The organism is Aquabacterium sp. (assembly GCF_044226965.1).
Classification (GTDB): Bacteria; Pseudomonadota; Gammaproteobacteria; order Burkholderiales; family Burkholderiaceae_C; genus Pseudaquabacterium.
Window position 1 is genome coordinate 20,125 of record NZ_JBGAGA010000062.1, and the last position, 18,135, is coordinate 38,259.

An 18,135-nucleotide genomic window follows, 5' to 3' on the forward strand; every position below is an offset into this window, starting at 1 on the left:
ATGAAGGCCATCGTCATCCGCCAGCCCGGTGGGCTGGACGCGCTGGAGCTCGCCGAGTTGCCGCGGCCCGAGCCCGGCCCCGGCCAGGTGCGCGTGAAGGCCGTGGCCATCGGCGTGGGCCGGCCCGATGCCTTGATGCGCAGCGGCCGCTACAAATGGATGCCACCGCTGCCGGCCATCCCGGGCAACGAGATCGCGGGCGTGGTGGAGGCGCTGGGGCCCGACACCGGCGGCGTGGCCGTCGGCGATCGCGTGCTGCTCAGCTCGCGCGAGCTGCCGCAGCGTGGCGGCGGCTATGCCGAGTACGCCCTGGCGCCTGCCGCCGCACTGTATGCCTTGCCACCCGCCATCACGTTCGACGACGCGGTCAGCCTGCCGAATTTCCAGCTGGCGCAGGCCTTGCTGTTCGGCTGCGGCAGCGCCGTGCCGCCGCGTTCGGTGCTGCTCACCGCCGCGGCGGGTGGCGTGGCCTCGGCGATGGTGCAGCTGGCCCGCGCGCACGGCCTGCAGGTCATCGCCACCGCCAGCAGCGCGGCCAAGCGAGCCTTCGTGCGCGACAACGGTGCCGACCTGGTGCTCGACCCGGCCGCCAGCACGCTGGCCGAGCAGGTGCGCGAGGCCACCGCGGGACGGGGCGTCGACCTGGCGATCGACCCGGTGGGCGGCGCCCTGCTGGTGGCCTGCCTGCAGGCACTGGCACCGCTGGGGCTGGCCGTGTCCTACAACATCGTCGCCGGCATGCCTTCGGCGGACGTGTTCGGCGTGCTGCGCACGCTGCTCGAGCGCAGCCTGGCGCTGCGCGTCTTCTCGATGCACACCTTCGACGCCGATGTGACGCGGCGCCGGTCGCTGATGCAGTCCGCCATCGACGCCATGGCGGCCGGCCGCGTGCGCGCGCCCCGCGCCACCGTGCTGCCGCTGACCCAGGCCCGCCAGGCGCACGCCCTGCTGGACGAACCGGACAGCGTCGGCAAGATCATCCTCCACCCTTCCAGCGAGACGCCATGACCATCGGCCCCCAGCTTTCGCACTTCGGCATCTTCGTGCGCGACATCGATGCGATGACGCGCTTCTACACCCAGGTGTTCGAACTGCAGCTCACCGACCAGGGCGAGGGAACCAACTTCAAGTACCGCCTGCATTTCCTCAGCGGTTCGCCGGCCCAGCACCACCAGCTGGTGCTGGCCGCCGGCCGGCAGGCCGATGCGCCGAGCACCGTGATGCAGATGTCCTTCAAGGTGGCCACGATCGACGACCTGCGACGCACCCGCGCCAGGGCGCTGGCGGGCGGCGCGACCCGGATGCGCAACATGAACCACGGCAATGCGCTGTCGATCTACTTCGAGGATCCGGAGGGCAACACGATCGAGGTCTACCTCGACACGCCCTGGTACATCCCGCAGCCGCATGGCGACCCGCTCGACCTGGACAAGCCGGACGCCCAGATCTGGGCCGAGACCGAGGCCGCCTGTCGCGCCGACCCGGGCTTCGCGCCGGTGCAGGCCTGGGCCGCCCGCTTCGGTTCCGCCGCACCGGACGCCGATGCGCCCCGCTGATCACCCGCTCACTTTGGAACCCAGGATGTCCACGCCCCAAGCGACCCCCACCGCCCGCCCTCGCCTGCTGGGCGTGTCCGGCAGCCTGCGCCGAGGCTCGCACTGCACCGCGATCCTGCACGCGCTGGCACCGTGGCTGGCGGCGCGGGCGCACTACGAGGTGATGACCCTGCTCGACGTGCCGCCCTACAACGCCGACACCGACGGTGCGGCCGCTCCCATTGGCGTGCAGCGGCTGAAACAGGCGATCGCCGAGGCCGATGGCCTCGTGATCTGCTCGCCCGAATACAACTACGGCATCCCCGGTGTGCTGAAGAATGCCATCGACTGGGCCTCGCGGCCCGGCTTCCAGTCGCCGCTGAAGGGCAAGCCCGCGCTGGTGATCACCGCCTCGCCCGGCCTGTTCGGTGGCGTGCGCGCGCAGGCCCAGATCCGCGATGCGCTGGCGGCCACGCTCGCACGTCCGGTCCTGCGTCCCCATCTGGCGGTGCCGGCCGTGGACAAGAAGATCGTCGACGGGCGCATGGCCGACGAGCCGACCCAGCAGCTGCTGCAGCTCGGGCTTGCCGACCTGCTGGCCGAGATACCGCGGCCGGCGCTCGAACAGGTTTCCTAAGCGCAGCTCACCAATCGACGACGAAGCATTGCTTGTTCCCGGCCCGGTCGGACTCGACACTGGTTCATCGCAACCACTCTGGAGTCTTCGATGGGCCAACTGGTCTTTGCCGCCAAGGTCACCCACATTCCGCGCATGGTGCTGTCGGAGCTGCCCGGGCCGCTGCACGGATGCCGCAACGATGCGATCGAGGGCCTGGCATCGATTGGCCAGCGCATCCTCGCCAGTGGCGCCGACACCGTGGTGGTGCTGGACACGCACTGGCTCAGCAACGCGGCCTACCACGTGCATGCCGGTGCGTCGTTCCAGGGCGTGTTCACCAGCAGCGAATTCCCGACGCAGGTCGAGGCGCTGGAGTACGACCATGTCGGCCATCCGGTGCTGGCCCGTGCACTCGCCGCGCAGGCCACGGCCGCCGGTGTCACGACGCTGGCGCACGAGCGGAACACGCTCAGCCTGGAGTACGGCACCCTGGTGCCGATGCACTTCATGAAGCTGCGGCGCCAGGTCAAGGTGGTGTCGGTCTCGGGCTGGCTGGCCTTCGCCTCGATCGATGAAAGCCGCCGCGTGGGCGCTGCCTTCCGGCAGGCCATAGCCGCATCGGACAGCCGGGTGGCCGTGATCGCCAGCGGCTCGCTGTCGCACCGCATCCATGACAACGCCGTCGTGTTCGACCGGCCCTACGAGATCAGCGACGAGTTCAACCGCCAATGCGACCTGCGCGCGCTGGAGCTGTGGCAGGCGGGGCGCTGGACCGAGTTCTGCGCCATGCTGCCGAGCTACGCCCGCGCCTGCCACGGCGAAGGCTGGATGCACGACACCGCGATGCTGCTGGGTGCGCTGGGCTGGTCGGACTACCGCGGCGCGGCCGAGATCGTCACGCCCTACTTCACGGCCTCCGGCACCGGGCAGGTGAACGCGGTGCTGCCGGTGCAGTGATGCGGCAGCCAGTGCCGCAAGTGGTCTGCAAAGGCCTCGGCCGCCGGTGACAACGCCCGCCGCAGTGGCCGGTAAAGGCAGACCTGGCGTGTCACCTCCGGCCCGCTGACGCGCCGCATCACCAGGCCGAAGGCGCGCGCCAGGCGCTCGGTGTAGGCCGGTGCCAGCGTGGCCATGCGGCCGGTGGCGGCCAGCCCGAACGCGGTGGTGAGATGCTCCACCACCTGCAGCGGCACGATGCGCTCCTGCTCGGGCCAGTGCCGTCCCATGCGGGCCACGCTGCGCTCGTGGTCGCGACCGGTCGCCACCAGTGCATGCTGGCGCAACGCGGCCCAGTCGATGGCGCCGGCCTGCTCCGCCAGCGGGTGGGCCGGGGCACACCACAGCACCCAGGCGCTGTCGAAGAGGCGCTCGCCGATCACTTCGTCGCCTGGCGCGCGGTCCGGGCCCAGGGCCAGGTCGGCGTCACCCTGCGCCACGGCCTCGATCAGCCGGTCCACCGCCGTGTCGCAGGGCTGCACCACCACCCCGGGGCAGCGCAGGGCGTGCGCCTCCATCGCGGCCGGCAGCACGGTGGCCGCCAGGGCTAGCGGCGCGGCCACGCGGAGCAAGCCACTCGCGCTGCTGCGCAGGTCGGTGGCCGCGCGTGCCATGCGGTCCAGCGCGGTCAAGGCTTCCTGCGCCGCCGGCAACAGCTCGCGGCCGGCCGCACTCAACGCGACGCGGCGCGTGGTGCGGTCGAACAGCCGGAAGCCGACGCTCGACTCCAACTCCGCCACCAGCTGGCTGACCGCCGAGGGTGTCAGCGACAGCCGGCTCGCCGCCCCGGCGAACCCATCGGTCTGCGCGACCGCGATGAAGGCTTCGAGCTGGCGCGGCGTGAAACGGATCAAGGCCATGGTGGCGCGCATCGTGCGGCTTGCAAAGTCGCGCCGTCTTGTCCCATCTCAAGCTGCGGGCTTGTCGATCATCAAGCAGCAGTTGACAGTGCTCCGAAATCGCTTGCTTGTGGCTGGCGGGTGGCGTCGCGAGAATGCGCTGCATCACCACGGCCGGCCTCGCGCCATCGTCCCATGCTCGACGCAACGCTGCATACCGCCCTCGCCCAGGAACTCGACCAAGCCGAGCGCAGCCGGGTTCAGGTGGAGCATTTCTCGAAGCGCCACCCCGCGATGACGATGGCCGACAGCTACGCGATCCAGCGCGAGTGGGTGCGGCTGCAGTTCGCAGGCGGCCGGCGCATCATCGGCCACAAGATCGGGCTCACCTCCCGCGCGATGCAGATCGCCTCGCAGATCACCGAGCCCGACTACGGCACCTTGCTCGACAGCATGGTGCTGCGCGATGGCAGCGAGGTCGAGGCTGCGCGCTACATCGTGCCGCGCTTCGAGGTGGAGTTCGCCTTCGTGCTGGCGCGTCCGTTGAAGGGCCCGGGGGTTTCGTTGTTCGACGTGCTGAACGCCACCGACTACGTCGTTCCTGCCCTGGAGTTGATCGACGCGCGCATCGAGCAGTTCGACCGCATCACCAAGGCACCCCGCAAGGTCCTCGACACGATTTCCGACAACGCCGCCAACGCCGGCATCGTGCTCGGCGGCCGGCCCATGAAGCCCGATGCGGTGGATTGGCGCTGGGCCGGTGCGCTGCTCTACAAGAACGGCGTCATCGAGGAGTCGGGCCTGGGCGCCGCGGTGCTGAACCATCCCGGCAACGGCGTGGCCTGGCTGGCCAACAAGCTGGCCGTCCACGACGAAGGCCTGGCCGCCGGGGAGATCGTGCTGGGCGGCTCCTTCACGCGTCCGGTGGCCTGCGCGGCCGGTGACACCTTCCATGCCGACTACGGCCCCCTGGGATCGATCTCGGTGAAATTCGTCTGATGCAAACACCTCCCAATCTCTTCAAGCAGCAGCTCACCGAAGCACAGGCCCGCATCGGGTTCTGGCTGGGGCTGGCCGATCCCTATGCCGCGGAGCTGTGCGCCACCGCCGGCTTCGACTGGCTGCTGATCGACGGCGAGCACGGCCCGAACGACCTGCGGTCGATGCTCGCGGCACTGCAGGCGGTGGCGCCGTATGCGTCGCATCCGGTGCTGCGCATGCCGCACGGCGACGCCACGCTGATCAAGCAGGTGCTGGAGATCGGCGCCACCACGCTGCTGGTGCCGATGGTGGACAGCGCCGACCAGGCGCGCGAGCTGGTGCGTGCGACGCGCTACCCGCCGCAGGGGATCCGGGGTGTGGGCAGCGGCCTGGCGCGCTCTTCGCGCTGGTCGGCCTACCCGCGCTACCTGCACGAGGCGAACGACCGCATCTGCCTGCTGGTGCAGGTCGAGACCGTCACCGGCTTGCAGCAGCTCGACGAGATCGCCGCCGTCGACGGCGTGGATGGGGTGTTCATCGGGCCCGCGGACCTGGCGGCGTCGATGGGTCACCTCGGCGATGCCGGCCACCCCGAGGTGCAATCGGCCATCGAGGATGCAATCCGGCGCATCAAGGCCGCCGGCAAGGCGCCGGGCATCCTGGCGGTGGAAGAACCGAAGGCGCATCACTACATCGCCTTGGGCGCACGCTTTGTCGCCGTGGGGGTGGACGCCACCCTGCTGGCGCGATCCGCCCGTGCCCTGGCCCAGCGCTTCAAGCCCGGTGGGGACTGATCGCCCGCCGTCGGGCCGTCGGCCCCGGCCGTGGGGCCGGAGCCTGCCGGCCCTGCTGTTGTCGGCCCTGCTGTGGCTGGCCGGGTGTGCCGGGTTGCCGGCCCGGCCGCCCGAGGCGCCCACCGTGGCGCTGGCCGCCGCCGACAGCCCGCTGGGCAGCGTGGCGCGGGCGTCGGGCCTTGGCGCCGGCCAGTCCGGCCTGTGGCCGATGCCCGAGGCCTGGATCGCGCTCGATGCGCGCTTCGAACTGATCCGGCAGGCCACCACGTCGATCGACGTGCAGTACTACCAGGTCGGTGACGACAGTGTCGGCCGTAGCCTGCTGCGGGCCCTGCGCGACGCCGGCCGGCGCGGCGTGCGCGTGCGGCTGCTGGTCGACGACCTGTACACCCGTGACCTCGACGACCTGCTGCAGGGGCTGGCCGCCACACCGAACGTGGCGGTGCGCCTGTTCAATCCCTTTCCCTTCGGCCGCCGCTCGTCCACGCTGCGCAGCCTCGCCTTTCTCACCGATTTCCAGCGCCTGAACCAGCGCATGCACAACAAGCTGCTGGTGGCCGACGGATCGGTGGCCGTCGTCGGCGGGCGCAATCTGGCGGACGAGTACTTTTTGCGTCATCACGAAGCGAACTTCATCGACTTCGACATGCTGCTGGTCGGCACGGTGGTGCCGCAGCTGAACGGCCTGTTCGACCGCTACTGGAACAGCCCGATGGTGGTCCCGGTGCAGGCGCTGGCCAGCGCTTCGGCAACGCCGACCGAGAACGCAGAACGCTTCGAACGCCTGACGGCCAAGGACCTGGCCCCGCCCGCGCTGCACGACCCCGACATGTTCGGTGACGCGCCCTTCGGCGTGCAGCTGGCCAGCCACCGTTACGCCTTGCTGCCCGGCCAGGCAGAGGCCGTGGCCGACCAGCCCGGCAAGGCGCAGGCCGGTGCCGACCCGGCGCCCACCGTGAAGGACCGCTTCGTGCGGGAGATGGGCCAGGCCCGCCGCCGGCTGACCTTGTTCTCGCCGTACTTCATTCCCGGTGAACAGGGCGTGGCCAGCCTGCGCCGCGCGCGCGAGCGGGGCGTCGACGTGCGCGTGGTCACCAATTCACTGGTGGCCAGCGACGAGCCCCTGGTGACCGTGGGCTATGCACAGTATCGGCGCGACCTGCTGCTGGCCGGCGTGCGCCTGTTCGAGGTGGCCAGCGACCGACTGAAGAGCGATTCACGCATCGGCCGGATGCTGGGCTCCACGGCCGGTCGGCTGCATGCCAAGATGGCCTTGATCGACGACGAGGTCGCCCTGGTCGGTTCGATGAACCTCGATCCGCGGTCCGAGCACACCAACAACGAGATCGGCGTCATCGTGCGCAGCCCCGAGGTCGTGCGCCGCATGGCCGCCGTGTACAACACCGATCGCAATGTCGACTACGAAGTCCGGCTCGGCGACGACCGCACCAGCGTGGTCTGGGTGTCACACACCGGGGAACGCGAAGAGCGCGCCGAGCCGGAGCCCGACCCGGGCCTGTGGCAGCGCATCAAGCTGCGCCTGATGTGGCTGCTGGTGCCGGAAGACCTGCTGTAGCCGCTGCCGTGCTTCAGCGGCGCGTCCGCGGCGCGCTGCGCCGGTGCCAATCGGCCAGCCACTGCGCCAGGTAGTCGAAGAACCCTTCCGCGGCAGGCGAACTCGTCCGGGCGGCCGGGCGGTACAGGCAGACCTTGCGGACGATCTCGGGTTCGATCACGCGTCGCATCTGCAAGCCATGCAGCTTGGCCAGCACGTGCACGTAGGCCGGTGCCAGCGTGGCAGACAGGCCCTGGGCCGCAATCCCGAGCGCGGTGCTGATGTTGTCCACCACGTCGACGGGCGTGACCCGCTCGCCTTCGGGCAAGTTCAGCTGCATCAGTGCCACGCTGCGCTCGTGGTCGCGCCCGGCGGCCACCAGGGGCACGCCGCGCAGGTCGCTCCAGCGGATGGGCTGGCGACGCAGCGCCAGCGGATGGGACCTGGCGCACCACAGCACCCAGGCGCTGTCGAACAGGGGCCTCGCCTCGACGTCGGCTTCGGTCAGGCGGTCGGGCCCGACCGCCAGATCGACGTCGCCCACCGAGACCGCGCCAACCAGGTTGTCGACGGCCACGTCGCGGATGCGGATCACGACCTTGGGGCGCTGGGCGGCATAGTCCCGGATCGCCATCGGCAGCACGGCGGAGGCCAGCACCAGCGGGGCGCCGATGCGCACCACGCCCGAGGCCCGGTGCCGCACGTCGTCCGCCGCGCTCTCCGCGGCCCGGGCATGGCGCAGCAGCGTCTCGGCCGGCCCGAGGAAGTCGCGCCCTGCGCTCGACAGCGCCATCTTGCGCGTGGTGCGGTCGAACAAGCGGAAGCCGAGGATGGCTTCGAGTTCGGCGATCACCTGGCTGACCGCCTGCACGGTGAGCCCCACCCGCACCGCCGCCGTGGTGAAGCTGTTGACCTCGACCACGGCGACGAAGGTCTCGATCTGGCGCAAGGTGAATCGGGTGAATGCCATGCCGGCCATTATCAAGCGATCGTTGATTGCGGCCGAAGATCGATTGATTGTGCGCAAGCTGCCTTGCCGGGAGACTTGAGCACCGTCAAAGATCCCGCGGCGGCGAGCCAGCGCACGGGAATCAACAGGAGACACCCCGATGGCCGCTGCTTTTGCCTGTATTCGAAGAAGCCTGTGCGGCGCCGCGCTGGCCTTGGCCGCGTGCGCCGCCGCTGCGCAGGATCCCTTGACCACGCGCTGCGAATCGGCCCCGATCGCCGCGCTGTTCAAGGTGTTCGGCGACACCGGCCGCATGCCACCGGACCTGGGCCGCTTCCTGCAGGACGCCGCGCTGCAGAAGATCGAGCCGTACAAGGCCTTCGACAACGTGTACTACGTCGGCATCTGCTGGGTCTCGGCCTGGCTGGTGACCTCGCCAGAGGGCCATGTCCTGATCGACACGCTGTACGGCCCCTACACGCAGACCATGGTCGACAACATCCGCCGCCTGGGATTCGACCCGAAGGACATCAAGCAGGTCGTCATCACGCACGGTCACTTCGACCACGCCGGGGGGGCCGCCAAGCTGAAGACTCTGCTGCCCAACGCACGCTTCGCGATGACGGCCGAAGGCTGGCGCGAAGCGGCCGAGGCGGCGGCCCAGTCGGCGTCGCGGCCCGACCGGTGGTCGATGATCGAACCCGACCAGACCCTCACGGATGGACAGGTGCTCCAGGTCGGCAGCATCCGCCTGCAGGCCTTCGAGACGCCCGGGCACACGATGGGCACCGCCTCGTTCGCCTTCGACGCATTCGATGGCAGCCAGCGTCACCGCGCGTTCACCGTCGGTGGCCTGGGCCTGAACGCGATCAAGGGCCCCGAGCAGGTGGAGGCCTTCATCAGCAGCCTCCAGCGCATCCGCGCCCTCACCCTGCAGAAGGACGACCCCGTCACGACCCACCTGACGACGCATGCCTTCTCCACGGGCCTGACCGAAGCCAAGGAACTGCTCAAGACGCGCCAGGCGGGTGCGCCCCACCCCTTGGTCGACCCCGCCGGTTTTCGCGCGCAGCTCGACGATTTGCAGGCCGGTGCCGAGAAGCGCCTCGTCGTCGAGCGCGCCAAGGCGGCCAAGTGAGCATGGATCTCGCCGAGCTCCGTTCCGCGTTCTCGGGTCGCCTCCTGACCAGCGCCGCCGACATGGCGCCGTTCCTGACCGACTGGCGTCGCAAGTGGACAGGCAGCGCGCTGGCCGTGGTACAACCGGACACGCCGCAAGACGTGGCCGCCGTGCTGCACTGGTGCCACCAGCAGCGTGTGGCCATCGTCCCGCAAGGCGGCAACACCGGCTTGTCGGGTGGCGCGACGCCGCCAGCTGAGGGTCGCTCGATCGTGCTGTCGACCGCGCGGCTGAACCGCATCCGCGCCGTCGATCCCCTGGGGCTGACCATGACCGTCGAGGCCGGGGTCACCCTGCAGCAGGTGCAGGACGCCGCCCGCGAGGTGGACCGCCTGTTCCCGTTGAGCCTGGCCGCCGAAGGCAGCTGCACGATCGGTGGCAACCTCGCCACCAACGCCGGCGGCGTGCAGGTGCTGCGCTACGGCAATGCCCGGGAGCTGTGCCTCGGGCTCGAGGTGGTGACGGCCGCGGGCGAACTCTGGAATGGCCTGCGCACGCTGCGCAAGGACAACACCGGCTATGACCTGCGCGACCTGTTCATCGGCAGCGAAGGCACGCTGGGGCTGATCACGGCGGCGGTCCTCAAGCTGTTTCCCTTGCCGGCCGCGCAGCTGGCCGCCTTCGTCGCCGTCCCGTCACCGGACGCCGCGCTGCAGCTGCTGTCCCTGGCCCAGCAGCGCCTGGGGCCGTCGCTGACGGCCTTCGAGCTGATCAGCGAGACCTGCCTGCAGTTGGTGGAGCGCCACGTGCCGGCCGCACGTCGACCGCTGGCGGACCCCTCGCCCTGGTACGTGCTGCTGGAGCTCAGCTCGACGACCGACGCCGCCGACGCGGCACAGGCCATCGAGCGCCTGCTGGAAGGCGCGATGGAAGCGGGCCATGCCACCGATGCGGCGATCTCGACCAGCCTGCAGCAGTTCCGCAGCCTCTGGGCCTTGCGCGAGGACATCTCCGAGTCCCAGGGTGCGGAAGGTCCGACGATCAAGCACGACATCGCCTTGCCGATCGGCCGCATCCCGGCGTTCATCGAATCCACCAGCGCGGCCCTGCAGCGCCAGTTTCCGGCGCTGCGCCTCGTGGTGTTCGGGCATCTGGGCGATGGCAACCTGCACTTCAACCTGTCGCCACCGCCCAGCGGCATGGCGGCGGCCGCGTTCGTCGCGCAGGAGGCTGCGGTGAACCGGCTGGTGCACGACGCAGTGCACGACGCCGAGGGCTCGATATCGGCCGAACACGGCCTGGGCGTGCTGCGGCGCGACGAGGCCGCACGCTACAAATCGGCGTTAGAACTGCGGCTCATGACGTCGCTGAAGCACGCCTTCGACCCCTTGAACCTGATGAACCCGGGCAAGCTGCTGGCGCCCGGACGCGACCAACCAATGGAGATCCCCCTGCCATGAAGCTTCACCGCCGCCAACTCCTGGCTGCCGCCACCGGCGCCGTTCTGCTGCCCGCCAGCCGCGCCCAGGGCCTGCCCGACGCCGCACGCATCTTCGCGGGCTTTGCGCCCGGCGGCACGGTGGACGTGACGGCACGACGCATTGCCGACAAGATGCGCGATATCGTGGCCAAGTCGGTCGTCGTCGAGAACCGCGCCGGCGCCGGTGGGCAGTTGGCCTTGTCGGCGCTGAAGTCGGCGCCTGCCGATGGTCTGACGATGGTCGTCACGCCGATGTCGATGCTGGGTATCTATCCGCACACCTACAAGAAGCTGCCCTACGACCCTGCTGCCGATTTCGCGGCGGTGTCGCAGGCCGTGCGCTTCGACTTCGGCCTGGCCGTCGGCCCGATGGTGCCGCCGACGGTGCGCACGCTGACGGAGTTCGTGGCCTGGTGCAAGGCCCATCCGGGCCAGGCCAACTTCGGCAGCCCGGCCGCCGGTTCGGTGCCGCACTTCGTGGCCGAACTGTTCGGCCGGGCCGCCGGCATCGAGTTCAAGCACGTGCCCTACCGCGGCACGCAGCCGGCCATCGTCGACCTGATGGGCGGCCAGCTGCCGTCGGTGTCGGGGCCGGTGGGCGAGTTCCTGCAGCACTTGCCCACGGGCAAGTTGCGCCTGCTCGCGACCTCGGGCGCGCGCCGCAGCAAGTTCGCCCCGAGCGTGGCCACCTATGCCGAGCAGGGCTTCAAGGACATCGTGTTCGACGAATGGTTCGGCCTCTTCGTGCCGGCCAAGACGCCGGCGGCGACCGTCAACACCTTGTCGGCTGCCGCGCGCAAGTTGCTGGCCACCCAGGACGTGATCGACGCGCTCGCGCAGATGGGCCTCGAAGCGAATCCGAGCAGCCCTGCCGAACTGGCCGCCCTGCTCAAGCGCGACTCCGATCGCTGGGCCCCGCTGATCAAGACCATCGGCTTCACTGCAGACTCCTGAGATGGACAACCGAAACATCGACATCGCGGGCGTCGCCATATCGCCCGACCACTACATCGACGGCCGCCGGGTGGCCTCGGCCGAGACCTTCGAGCTCTTCAGCCCCATCGACCAGCGGCTGCTGGGCCGCGTGTCGGAAGGACTGGACGAGCATGTGGACGCGGCCATCCGGGCGGCCGCGCAGGCCTTCCCGGCCTGGAGCGCGCTGGACGCGGCGACGCGCAAGCCCTACCTGGACCGCTTTGCCGCCGAGATCGGCAAGCGGGCCGACGCCTTGTGCCAGGTCGAGAGCAACGATGCCGGCGTGCTGTTGTCGCGCATGCGCCATGGCGTGGTGCCACGCGCGATGCTCAACATCACCTGGTTCGCCGAGCATGCGCTGACGCTGCAGCAGCGGCCGATCGAGACCGAACAGGCTCACCACCGCGTGCGCCACGATCCGGCTGGCGTGGTGGTGATCATCACGCCCTGGAATGCGCCGCTGATGCTGTCGACCTGGAAGCTCGGCCCTGCCCTGGCCGCCGGCAACTGCTGCGTGCTGAAGCCGCCCGAGTGGGCACCGCTCACCTGTTCGCTGCTGGCCGATGCGGCGCATGCCGCCGGCCTGCCGCCGGGCGTCTTCAATGTCGTGCAGGGCACCGGCGCGCGCGCGGGCGCCAAGCTGGTCAGCGATCCGCGCATTGCCCGCGTGTCCTTCACCGGCAGCGTGCCCACGGCGAAGTGGATCGCCCAGGCCGCCGGCGCGAACCTGGTGCCCTGCAGCCTGGAGCTGGGCGGCAAGAGCCCGTTCATCGTGCTCGACGACGCCGACCTGGACAACGCCGCGGCCACTGGCGCGCTGATGTACCGCAATGCAGGCCAGGTGTGCCTGGCGGGCACGCGCTTCCTGGTGCACGAGCGCATTGCCGAGCGCTTCATCGACACGATGCGCGGCTACGTCGAGCGGCTGAACATCGGCGATCCGCGCGACGAGGCCACCGAAGTCGGCCCCATCATCCACCCGCGCCAGGTCGAACGGGTCAACGGCTTCGTCGAGCGCGCGGTGGCCGGCGGCGCCCGGCTGCTGTGGGGCGGCCAGCCGCACCCTTTCGGCGCCCAGTACTACCAGCCGACGATGCTGACGAACCTGCAGCAGCACGACGAGATCGTCCAGAACGAGGTGTTCGGGCCGGTGCTGACGCTGCAGACCTTTGCCAGCGACGAAGAAGCCATCGCGCTGGCGAATGGCACCGACTACGGGCTGGGCGGCGTCTGCTACGGGGCGCAGGACCATGCCGTCGCGGTGGCCGACCGGGTGCGCACCGGCTTCATCTGGGTCAACAGCTTCGGCATCCGCGATCTGGCCGCTCCCTTTGGCGGCATCAAGCGCAGCGGCATCGGCCGCGAAGGCGGCGACTGGAGCTTCGAGTTCTTCTGCGACGTGAAGGACATCGTGGTGCCGAAGAAGCCATTTCGCGCCAGCTTCAGCCAACGCTGAAGCCTGGTCACGACATCGAATGACAAGGAGTGTGAAGCCCATGAATGGACAGATCGTCGGTGCGGCACTGGTCTCGCACCATCCGGGCCTGATGCAGTGCGAAGAGTTCCGCGTGCTGCAAGGCGCCGGTGCCGACTCCGACCTGATCGCAGGTTATGCGCGGCTGCGCGAACGCATCCAGGCCCTGGCGCCCGACGCAGTGCTGATCTTCGATTCGCACTGGTTCACCACCGGCTACCACCTGGCCGATGGCGGGGCGCACTACCGCGGCACCTACATCTCTGACGAGATGCCGTGGTACCTGCATGGCGTGCCCTACGACTACCGCGGCCTGCCGAGCCTGGCGCTGGAGATCGAGGCCGTCTCGCGCGAGCGCGGCGGCTACAACCGCGCCATCTGCCACCCCGAGCTGGGCCGGCAGTACGCCACCATCAACCTGGTGAAGCACCTGCGCTTCGAGCACACCGACACGCCGGTGCTCACGCTCAGCTCATGCCAGAACTGCGATTGGCCGCATTTCGTGCAGTCCGGCGAAGCCATCGGCGAGGCCATTCGCCGCAGCGGCCTGCGGGTCGTGCTGCTGGCCTCCGGCGCCATGAGCCACAAGTTCAACGCCATCGACTGGAAGCCCAATCACCCGCGCATCTTCCACGAGAGCAACGTGTCGCGGCCCGAGAACATTGCCAGCGACAAGGGCGCGATCGCGCTGCTCGAGCAGGGCCGGCACGATCAGATCCTGGAGCGCTGGCAGGACGAGTACCGCAAGCTGCCGTGGGAGGCCTTCGGCGCGCACTACCTGCAGATGCTCGGCGCGATGGGCGGCGCGGCCTGCCGCGCGAAAGGTGAAGCGCTCTCGGCCTACGAGAACGCGCGCGGCACCGGCAACATCCACATCTGGTTCCCGGGAGCAGCGGCATGAACTTCGAGTTTCCGTACAAATTCCTGCCCACCGTGCTCTGCGGCCCGCGCATCGAGCGCCGCCGCGTGCTGATCGGCGGCAGCGCCTTCTGGGGCACGATGCAGGACGATGGCCGCCTGCGCCTGGACGATGGCCGCCTCGTCGACGCGGCATCGGCTGCCTACCTGCCGCCGGTGAACCCGAGCAAGATCATCGCGGTGCACATCTCGTACAGCTCGCGCAGTGTGGAGACGCGCAACAAGCCGAAGCCCACCGAGACGCCCACCTACTTCACCAAACCACCGACCTCGCTGAACGGCCACCGCGGCCAGATCCTGAAGCCGGCGGATTGCCAGTACCTCAACTACGAGGGCGAATACGCGGTGGTGATCGGCCGCACCTGCCGCAACGTGACGCCCGATGAAGCCTGGGACTACATCGAAGGCTTCTGCCCCGCGCTGGACATGGGGCTGCAGGACTTCCGCGATACCGACCAGGGCAGCATGCTGCGCGTGAAGGGTGCCGACACGCTGCTGCCGATAGGCCCCGGCATCGTGCGCGGCGTGAACCTGTTCGAGCAGACGCTGCGCACCTACGTCAATGGCCTGGTGGTGCAGGAAGCGCACATCGGCGACGAGACCATCTGGGGCCCGCACTACGTGATTGCCGACATCGCGCGCCACATCACGCTGCTGGCCGGCGACGTGATCCTGATGGGCACGCCCTGCCATTCGCGCAGCGTCGATCCGGGCCAGGTGGTGGAGTGCGAGATCACCGGCATCGGCCGCGTTGCCGGCACGGTGGTGGCCATTGATGCGCCGCGCGCCAGCGCCCTTGGTGTCGGCCACGCCCCGACCGACAGCCCCGAGGTGCGCCGCGTGGCGCTGGGCTTCGACGAGCGGGTGCCGGAGCACTTCAAGGCCAACCTGCGCCAATCGAAAGGCAGCCCCCGATGAGCCTGCATCGCCACTACATCGGCGGCGAATGGGTCACCGGTGCCGCCGATCCGGCCGAGAACATCAACCCCTCGGACACGCGCGACCTGGTGGGCCTGTACGCGCAGGCGAACGGTGTGCAGGCCAGCGAGGCCATCGCGGCTGCGGCCGCGGCCCAGCCGGGCTGGGCGGCCGCCACGCCGCAGCAGCGCGCCGACGCGCTGGACTTCGTCGGCCAGGAGATCCTTCTGCGCCAGGTCGAACTGGCCGACCTGCTGGCCCGCGAGGAAGGCAAGGCTCTGGCCGATGCCCGCGGCGAGGTGGTGCGCGCCGGGCAGATCTTCAAGTTCTTCGCCGGCGAGGCGCTGCGCGTTCCCGGCGAGCTGCTCGCCTCGGTACGGCCCGGCATGGCGGTGGAGATCACGCGCGAGCCGGTGGGGGTGGTGACGGTGATCGCGCCCTGGAACTTCCCGATCGCCATCCCGGCGTGGAAGATCGCCCCCGCGCTGGCCTATGGCAATGCGGTGGTCTTCAAGCCGGCCGAGCTGGTGCCCGGCAGCGCCTGGGCCCTGGCCGAGATCATCAGCCGCGCCGGCCTGCCCGCCGGCACCTTCAATCTCGTGATGGGGCGCGGCAGCGTGCTGGGCGAGGTGCTGCTCGGCGATCCGCGGGTCGCGGCGGTCAGCTTCACCGGATCGGAAGCCACCGGCCGCCGGGTGGCCGCGGCCTGCGTCAGCCGCCCGGGTGCGATGGCCCGCTTCCAGCTGGAGATGGGTGGCAAGAACCCGCTGGTGGTGCTGGACGACGCCGAGCTCGACGTGGCGGTGCAATGCGCGGTCAACGGCGCGTTCTTCAGCACCGGCCAGCGCTGCACCGCCAGCTCGCGCCTGGTGGTGACCGACGCCATCCACGACCGCTTCGTTGCCGCGATGTGCGAACGCATGGCCCATCTCACGCTGGGCGACGCGCGACGCGCGGGCACGGTCATCGGCCCGGTGGTCGATGCGCGCCAGCTGCGGCAGGACCTGGACTACATCGCGCTCGGCCAGCGCGAGGGCGCACGGCTCGTGGCCGGCGGCCAGCACCGGCCGCAGGTCGATGGCCAGCCGGGCCACTACCTCGAACCGGCGCTGTTCGTCGAGTCCAGCAATAGCATGCGCATCAACCGCGAGGAAATCTTCGGCCCCGTGGCCAGCGTGATCCGGGTGCGCGATGCCGACGAAGCCCTGGCCGTGGCCAACGACACCGAGTTCGGCCTGTCCGCCGGCGTGTGCACCACCTCGCTGAAGATGGCCGCTCATTTCAAGCGTCATCTGCAGGCCGGCATGGTGATGGTCAATGCGCCGACGGCCGGCGTCGACCCGCACGTGCCGTTTGGCGGACGCAAGGCCTCCAGCCACGGGCCGCGCGAACAGGGCCGCCACGCCGCCGAGTTCTACACCGTCGTGAAGACGACCTACGTGGCACCGTGAGCCTGGGCGGCGTTGGCGTCGCGCAGGCGCCACGCTGCCTTGGGGACGGGTCCCTGACGTGACATCGGGCGGGCTCAAGCCGGGGCGAATCGGGCCGATAACCCGTCGATACCGCCAACGGACCCGTGATGATCAAGATCCAGCCCCAGCCGTCCGACTTCGCCCAGCTGGACGAAGCGGCGCCTGGCCCCTGTGCGGGCTGCCGCCCGGGTGACCGGCTCGATTTCCGCTTCGATTTCGCCTACCAGCCCATCGTCGACCTTGCCAGCCGGCGCGTCTTTGCGCACGAGGCGCTGGTGCGCGGCCCCGAGGGCGAGTCTGCGATGTCGGTGCTGTCGCAGGTCACCGAACACAACCGCTACCGCTTCGACCAGGCCTGCCGCGTGAAGGCCATCAAGACCGCCGCACAGCTGGGCATGCAGGAGCGCATCTCGATCAACTTCCTGCCCAACGCCGTCTACAAGCCCGAGGTGTGCATTCGCACGACGCTCGAGGCCGCGCGCACGCACGACTTTCCGACCGAGCGCATCATCTTCGAGGTGACCGAAGGCGAACGCGTCGAGGACGGACCCTGGCTCGCCACGATCCTGCGCGAGTACACGCGCTGCGGCTTCCTGACCGCCATCGATGACTTCGGCGCGGGCTATGCCGGGCTCACGTTGCTGGCCGACTTCACGCCGGACATCATCAAGCTCGACATGGCGCTGGTGCGCGGCGTCGACGGCAGCAAGACGCGCCAGGCCATTGCGCGCGGCATGGTGCGCATCTGCCAGGAACTGGGCATCCAGGTCATTGCCGAAGGCATCGAAACCGCCGGCGAGCGCGACTTCTTCCTGAGCGAAGGCGTCACGCTGATGCAGGGTTACCTGTTCGCGCGCCCGACCTTCCGTGCGCTGAGTTCGGCCGCATCGGCCGCCGGGCTGGACGCGCTGCCCGCGGGCTGAAGCACCACCGTCTCCCAGCCGCCGCCCCGCAGGCGGCGCGCAAACGCGGGCGTTGCCTGCCCCTCGATGGCCAGCAGGTGCAGCCAGCCGTTGTCGACCAGGCAGCGGACGGTGTCGTTCGCGCCGATCACCGCATCGATGGCCGCACGACCGGCCTGCACGAACACCGACAGCCGCAGCGGCGTGTGGCGCATCGTGCGACCGTCGTGCACCGATTGCCACGGCAGGCCGATGCGCAGGTCGCCCCCATTGCCTTCGAAGACGCCGATGCCGCCCCCGACGACGTTGTGCAGCAGCTTGTTGCCGGCGCCCTGCCGCTGCGGGTCGACCGTCGACACCAGGTACTGCAGGTTGATCCAGTGCGCGACGACCATCGGCGCCGACAGGATCAGCGCGAGCACACGATGCTCGGGATCGAGGCGCTCGTCGTAGTCGTGCAGGAAGACACGGCCACCCAGGTGCAGGCCGAGCGTGCGCGACCGCGGTGCGGCGATGAAAGCGGCGTTGTCGGCCAGCGCCCATTCCGGGCGGGTCTCGGCCCAGTGCGTCGCACGCTCGCGCAGGCGCGCCAGCAGGACCGGCGGCGC

At 69.9% G+C, this 18,135-nt stretch carries 18 protein-coding genes; 15 read left to right on the top strand and 3 right to left on the bottom strand.

Annotated elements, in window-relative coordinates; translation table 11 throughout:
* From ACILR4_RS22120 to hpaD, 4 genes are all read left to right on the top strand, one after another.
* Positions 1-1,008, top strand: a complete 1,008-nt coding sequence (locus ACILR4_RS22120) for a zinc-binding dehydrogenase (protein WP_395703048.1) — start codon at positions 1-3, stop codon at positions 1,006-1,008.
* Positions 1,005-1,556, top strand: a complete 552-nt coding sequence (locus ACILR4_RS22125) for a VOC family protein (RefSeq protein WP_395703049.1) — start codon at positions 1,005-1,007, stop codon at positions 1,554-1,556. Before ACILR4_RS22120 ends, ACILR4_RS22125 begins: the two co-directional genes overlap by 4 nt.
* 25 nt (positions 1,557-1,581) lie before the next feature.
* Positions 1,582-2,172, top strand: coding sequence for an NADPH-dependent FMN reductase (locus ACILR4_RS22130; RefSeq protein ID WP_395703050.1), 591 nt, complete (start codon positions 1,582-1,584; stop codon positions 2,170-2,172).
* 90 nt (positions 2,173-2,262) lie between these two features.
* Positions 2,263-3,111 (top strand): 3,4-dihydroxyphenylacetate 2,3-dioxygenase, encoded by an 849-nt coding sequence (gene hpaD / locus ACILR4_RS22135; protein ID WP_395703051.1) that lies wholly within the window; start codon positions 2,263-2,265, stop codon positions 3,109-3,111.
* On the opposite strand, the gene ACILR4_RS22140 is transcribed toward hpaD, so the two are convergent.
* Complete coding sequence (locus tag ACILR4_RS22140) at positions 3,057-4,010, bottom strand: LysR family transcriptional regulator (protein ID WP_395703052.1); 954 nt, start codon at positions 4,008-4,010, stop codon at positions 3,057-3,059. The genes hpaD and ACILR4_RS22140 overlap by 55 nt on opposite strands.
* A 174-nt stretch (positions 4,011-4,184) precedes the next feature.
* On the opposite strand from ACILR4_RS22140, the gene hpaH reads away from it, so the two are divergent.
* From hpaH to ACILR4_RS22155, 3 genes are read left to right on the top strand one after another with little or no spacing between them, the layout of a single operon-like run.
* A complete protein-coding gene (hpaH, locus tag ACILR4_RS22145; RefSeq protein ID WP_395703053.1) occupies positions 4,185-4,988 on the top strand; it encodes a 2-oxo-hept-4-ene-1,7-dioate hydratase in 804 nt (267 codons plus the stop codon).
* The gene (gene hpaI / locus ACILR4_RS22150; protein WP_395703054.1) at positions 4,988-5,764 is read left to right on the top strand and encodes a 4-hydroxy-2-oxoheptanedioate aldolase; all 777 of its coding nucleotides are present in this window, start codon (positions 4,988-4,990) and stop codon (positions 5,762-5,764) included. The genes hpaH and hpaI overlap by 1 nt, the downstream gene beginning before the upstream one ends.
* 58 nt (positions 5,765-5,822) lie before the next feature.
* Positions 5,823-7,340 (top strand): phosphatidylserine/phosphatidylglycerophosphate/cardiolipin synthase family protein, encoded by a 1,518-nt coding sequence (locus ACILR4_RS22155; RefSeq protein ID WP_395703055.1) that lies wholly within the window; start codon positions 5,823-5,825, stop codon positions 7,338-7,340.
* Between the two features lie 13 nt (positions 7,341-7,353).
* Here the strand turns inward: ACILR4_RS22155 and ACILR4_RS22160 are convergent, their stop codons facing one another.
* Complete coding sequence (locus tag ACILR4_RS22160) at positions 7,354-8,289, bottom strand: LysR family transcriptional regulator (RefSeq protein ID WP_395703056.1); 936 nt, start codon at positions 8,287-8,289, stop codon at positions 7,354-7,356.
* A 139-nt stretch (positions 8,290-8,428) separates the two neighbouring features.
* Here ACILR4_RS22160 and ACILR4_RS22165 point away from each other — a divergent pair, with 139 nt between their 5' ends.
* The 8 genes from ACILR4_RS22165 (at position 8,429) to ACILR4_RS22200 (ending at position 17,548) form a co-directional block, all read left to right on the top strand.
* Positions 8,429-9,406: an MBL fold metallo-hydrolase gene (locus tag ACILR4_RS22165; protein ID WP_395703057.1), complete on the top strand. Its 978-nt coding sequence runs from the start codon at positions 8,429-8,431 to the stop codon at positions 9,404-9,406.
* Positions 9,407-9,468: 62 nt separating this feature from the next.
* The gene (locus ACILR4_RS22170) at positions 9,469-10,848 is read left to right on the top strand and encodes an FAD-binding oxidoreductase (RefSeq protein ID WP_395703058.1); all 1,380 of its coding nucleotides are present in this window, start codon (positions 9,469-9,471) and stop codon (positions 10,846-10,848) included.
* Positions 10,845-11,822, top strand: a complete 978-nt coding sequence (locus ACILR4_RS22175; protein WP_395703059.1) for a Bug family tripartite tricarboxylate transporter substrate binding protein — start codon at positions 10,845-10,847, stop codon at positions 11,820-11,822. The genes ACILR4_RS22170 and ACILR4_RS22175 overlap by 4 nt, the downstream gene beginning before the upstream one ends.
* A 1-nt stretch (position 11,823) precedes the next feature.
* Positions 11,824-13,299 (top strand): aldehyde dehydrogenase family protein, encoded by a 1,476-nt coding sequence (locus tag ACILR4_RS22180; protein WP_395703060.1) that lies wholly within the window; start codon positions 11,824-11,826, stop codon positions 13,297-13,299.
* A gap of 40 nt (positions 13,300-13,339) precedes the next feature.
* The gene (locus tag ACILR4_RS22185; protein WP_395703061.1) at positions 13,340-14,218 is read left to right on the top strand and encodes an extradiol ring-cleavage dioxygenase; all 879 of its coding nucleotides are present in this window, start codon (positions 13,340-13,342) and stop codon (positions 14,216-14,218) included.
* Positions 14,215-15,153: a fumarylacetoacetate hydrolase family protein gene (locus ACILR4_RS22190; protein ID WP_395703062.1), complete on the top strand. Its 939-nt coding sequence runs from the start codon at positions 14,215-14,217 to the stop codon at positions 15,151-15,153. Before ACILR4_RS22185 ends, ACILR4_RS22190 begins: the two co-directional genes overlap by 4 nt.
* A gap of 2 nt (positions 15,154-15,155) precedes the next feature.
* Entirely contained in the window at positions 15,156-16,604 is a 1,449-nt protein-coding gene (locus ACILR4_RS22195) for an aldehyde dehydrogenase family protein (protein WP_395703065.1), read from the top strand.
* Positions 16,605-16,732: 128 nt separating this feature from the next.
* The gene (locus ACILR4_RS22200; RefSeq protein ID WP_395703063.1) at positions 16,733-17,548 is read left to right on the top strand and encodes an EAL domain-containing protein; all 816 of its coding nucleotides are present in this window, start codon (positions 16,733-16,735) and stop codon (positions 17,546-17,548) included.
* On the opposite strand, the gene ACILR4_RS22205 is transcribed toward ACILR4_RS22200, so the two are convergent.
* Positions 17,467-18,135, bottom strand: a 669-nt coding sequence (locus ACILR4_RS22205; protein ID WP_395703064.1) for a putative inorganic carbon transporter subunit DabA, incomplete at its 5' end; no start/stop codon positions are given. The genes ACILR4_RS22200 and ACILR4_RS22205 overlap by 82 nt on opposite strands.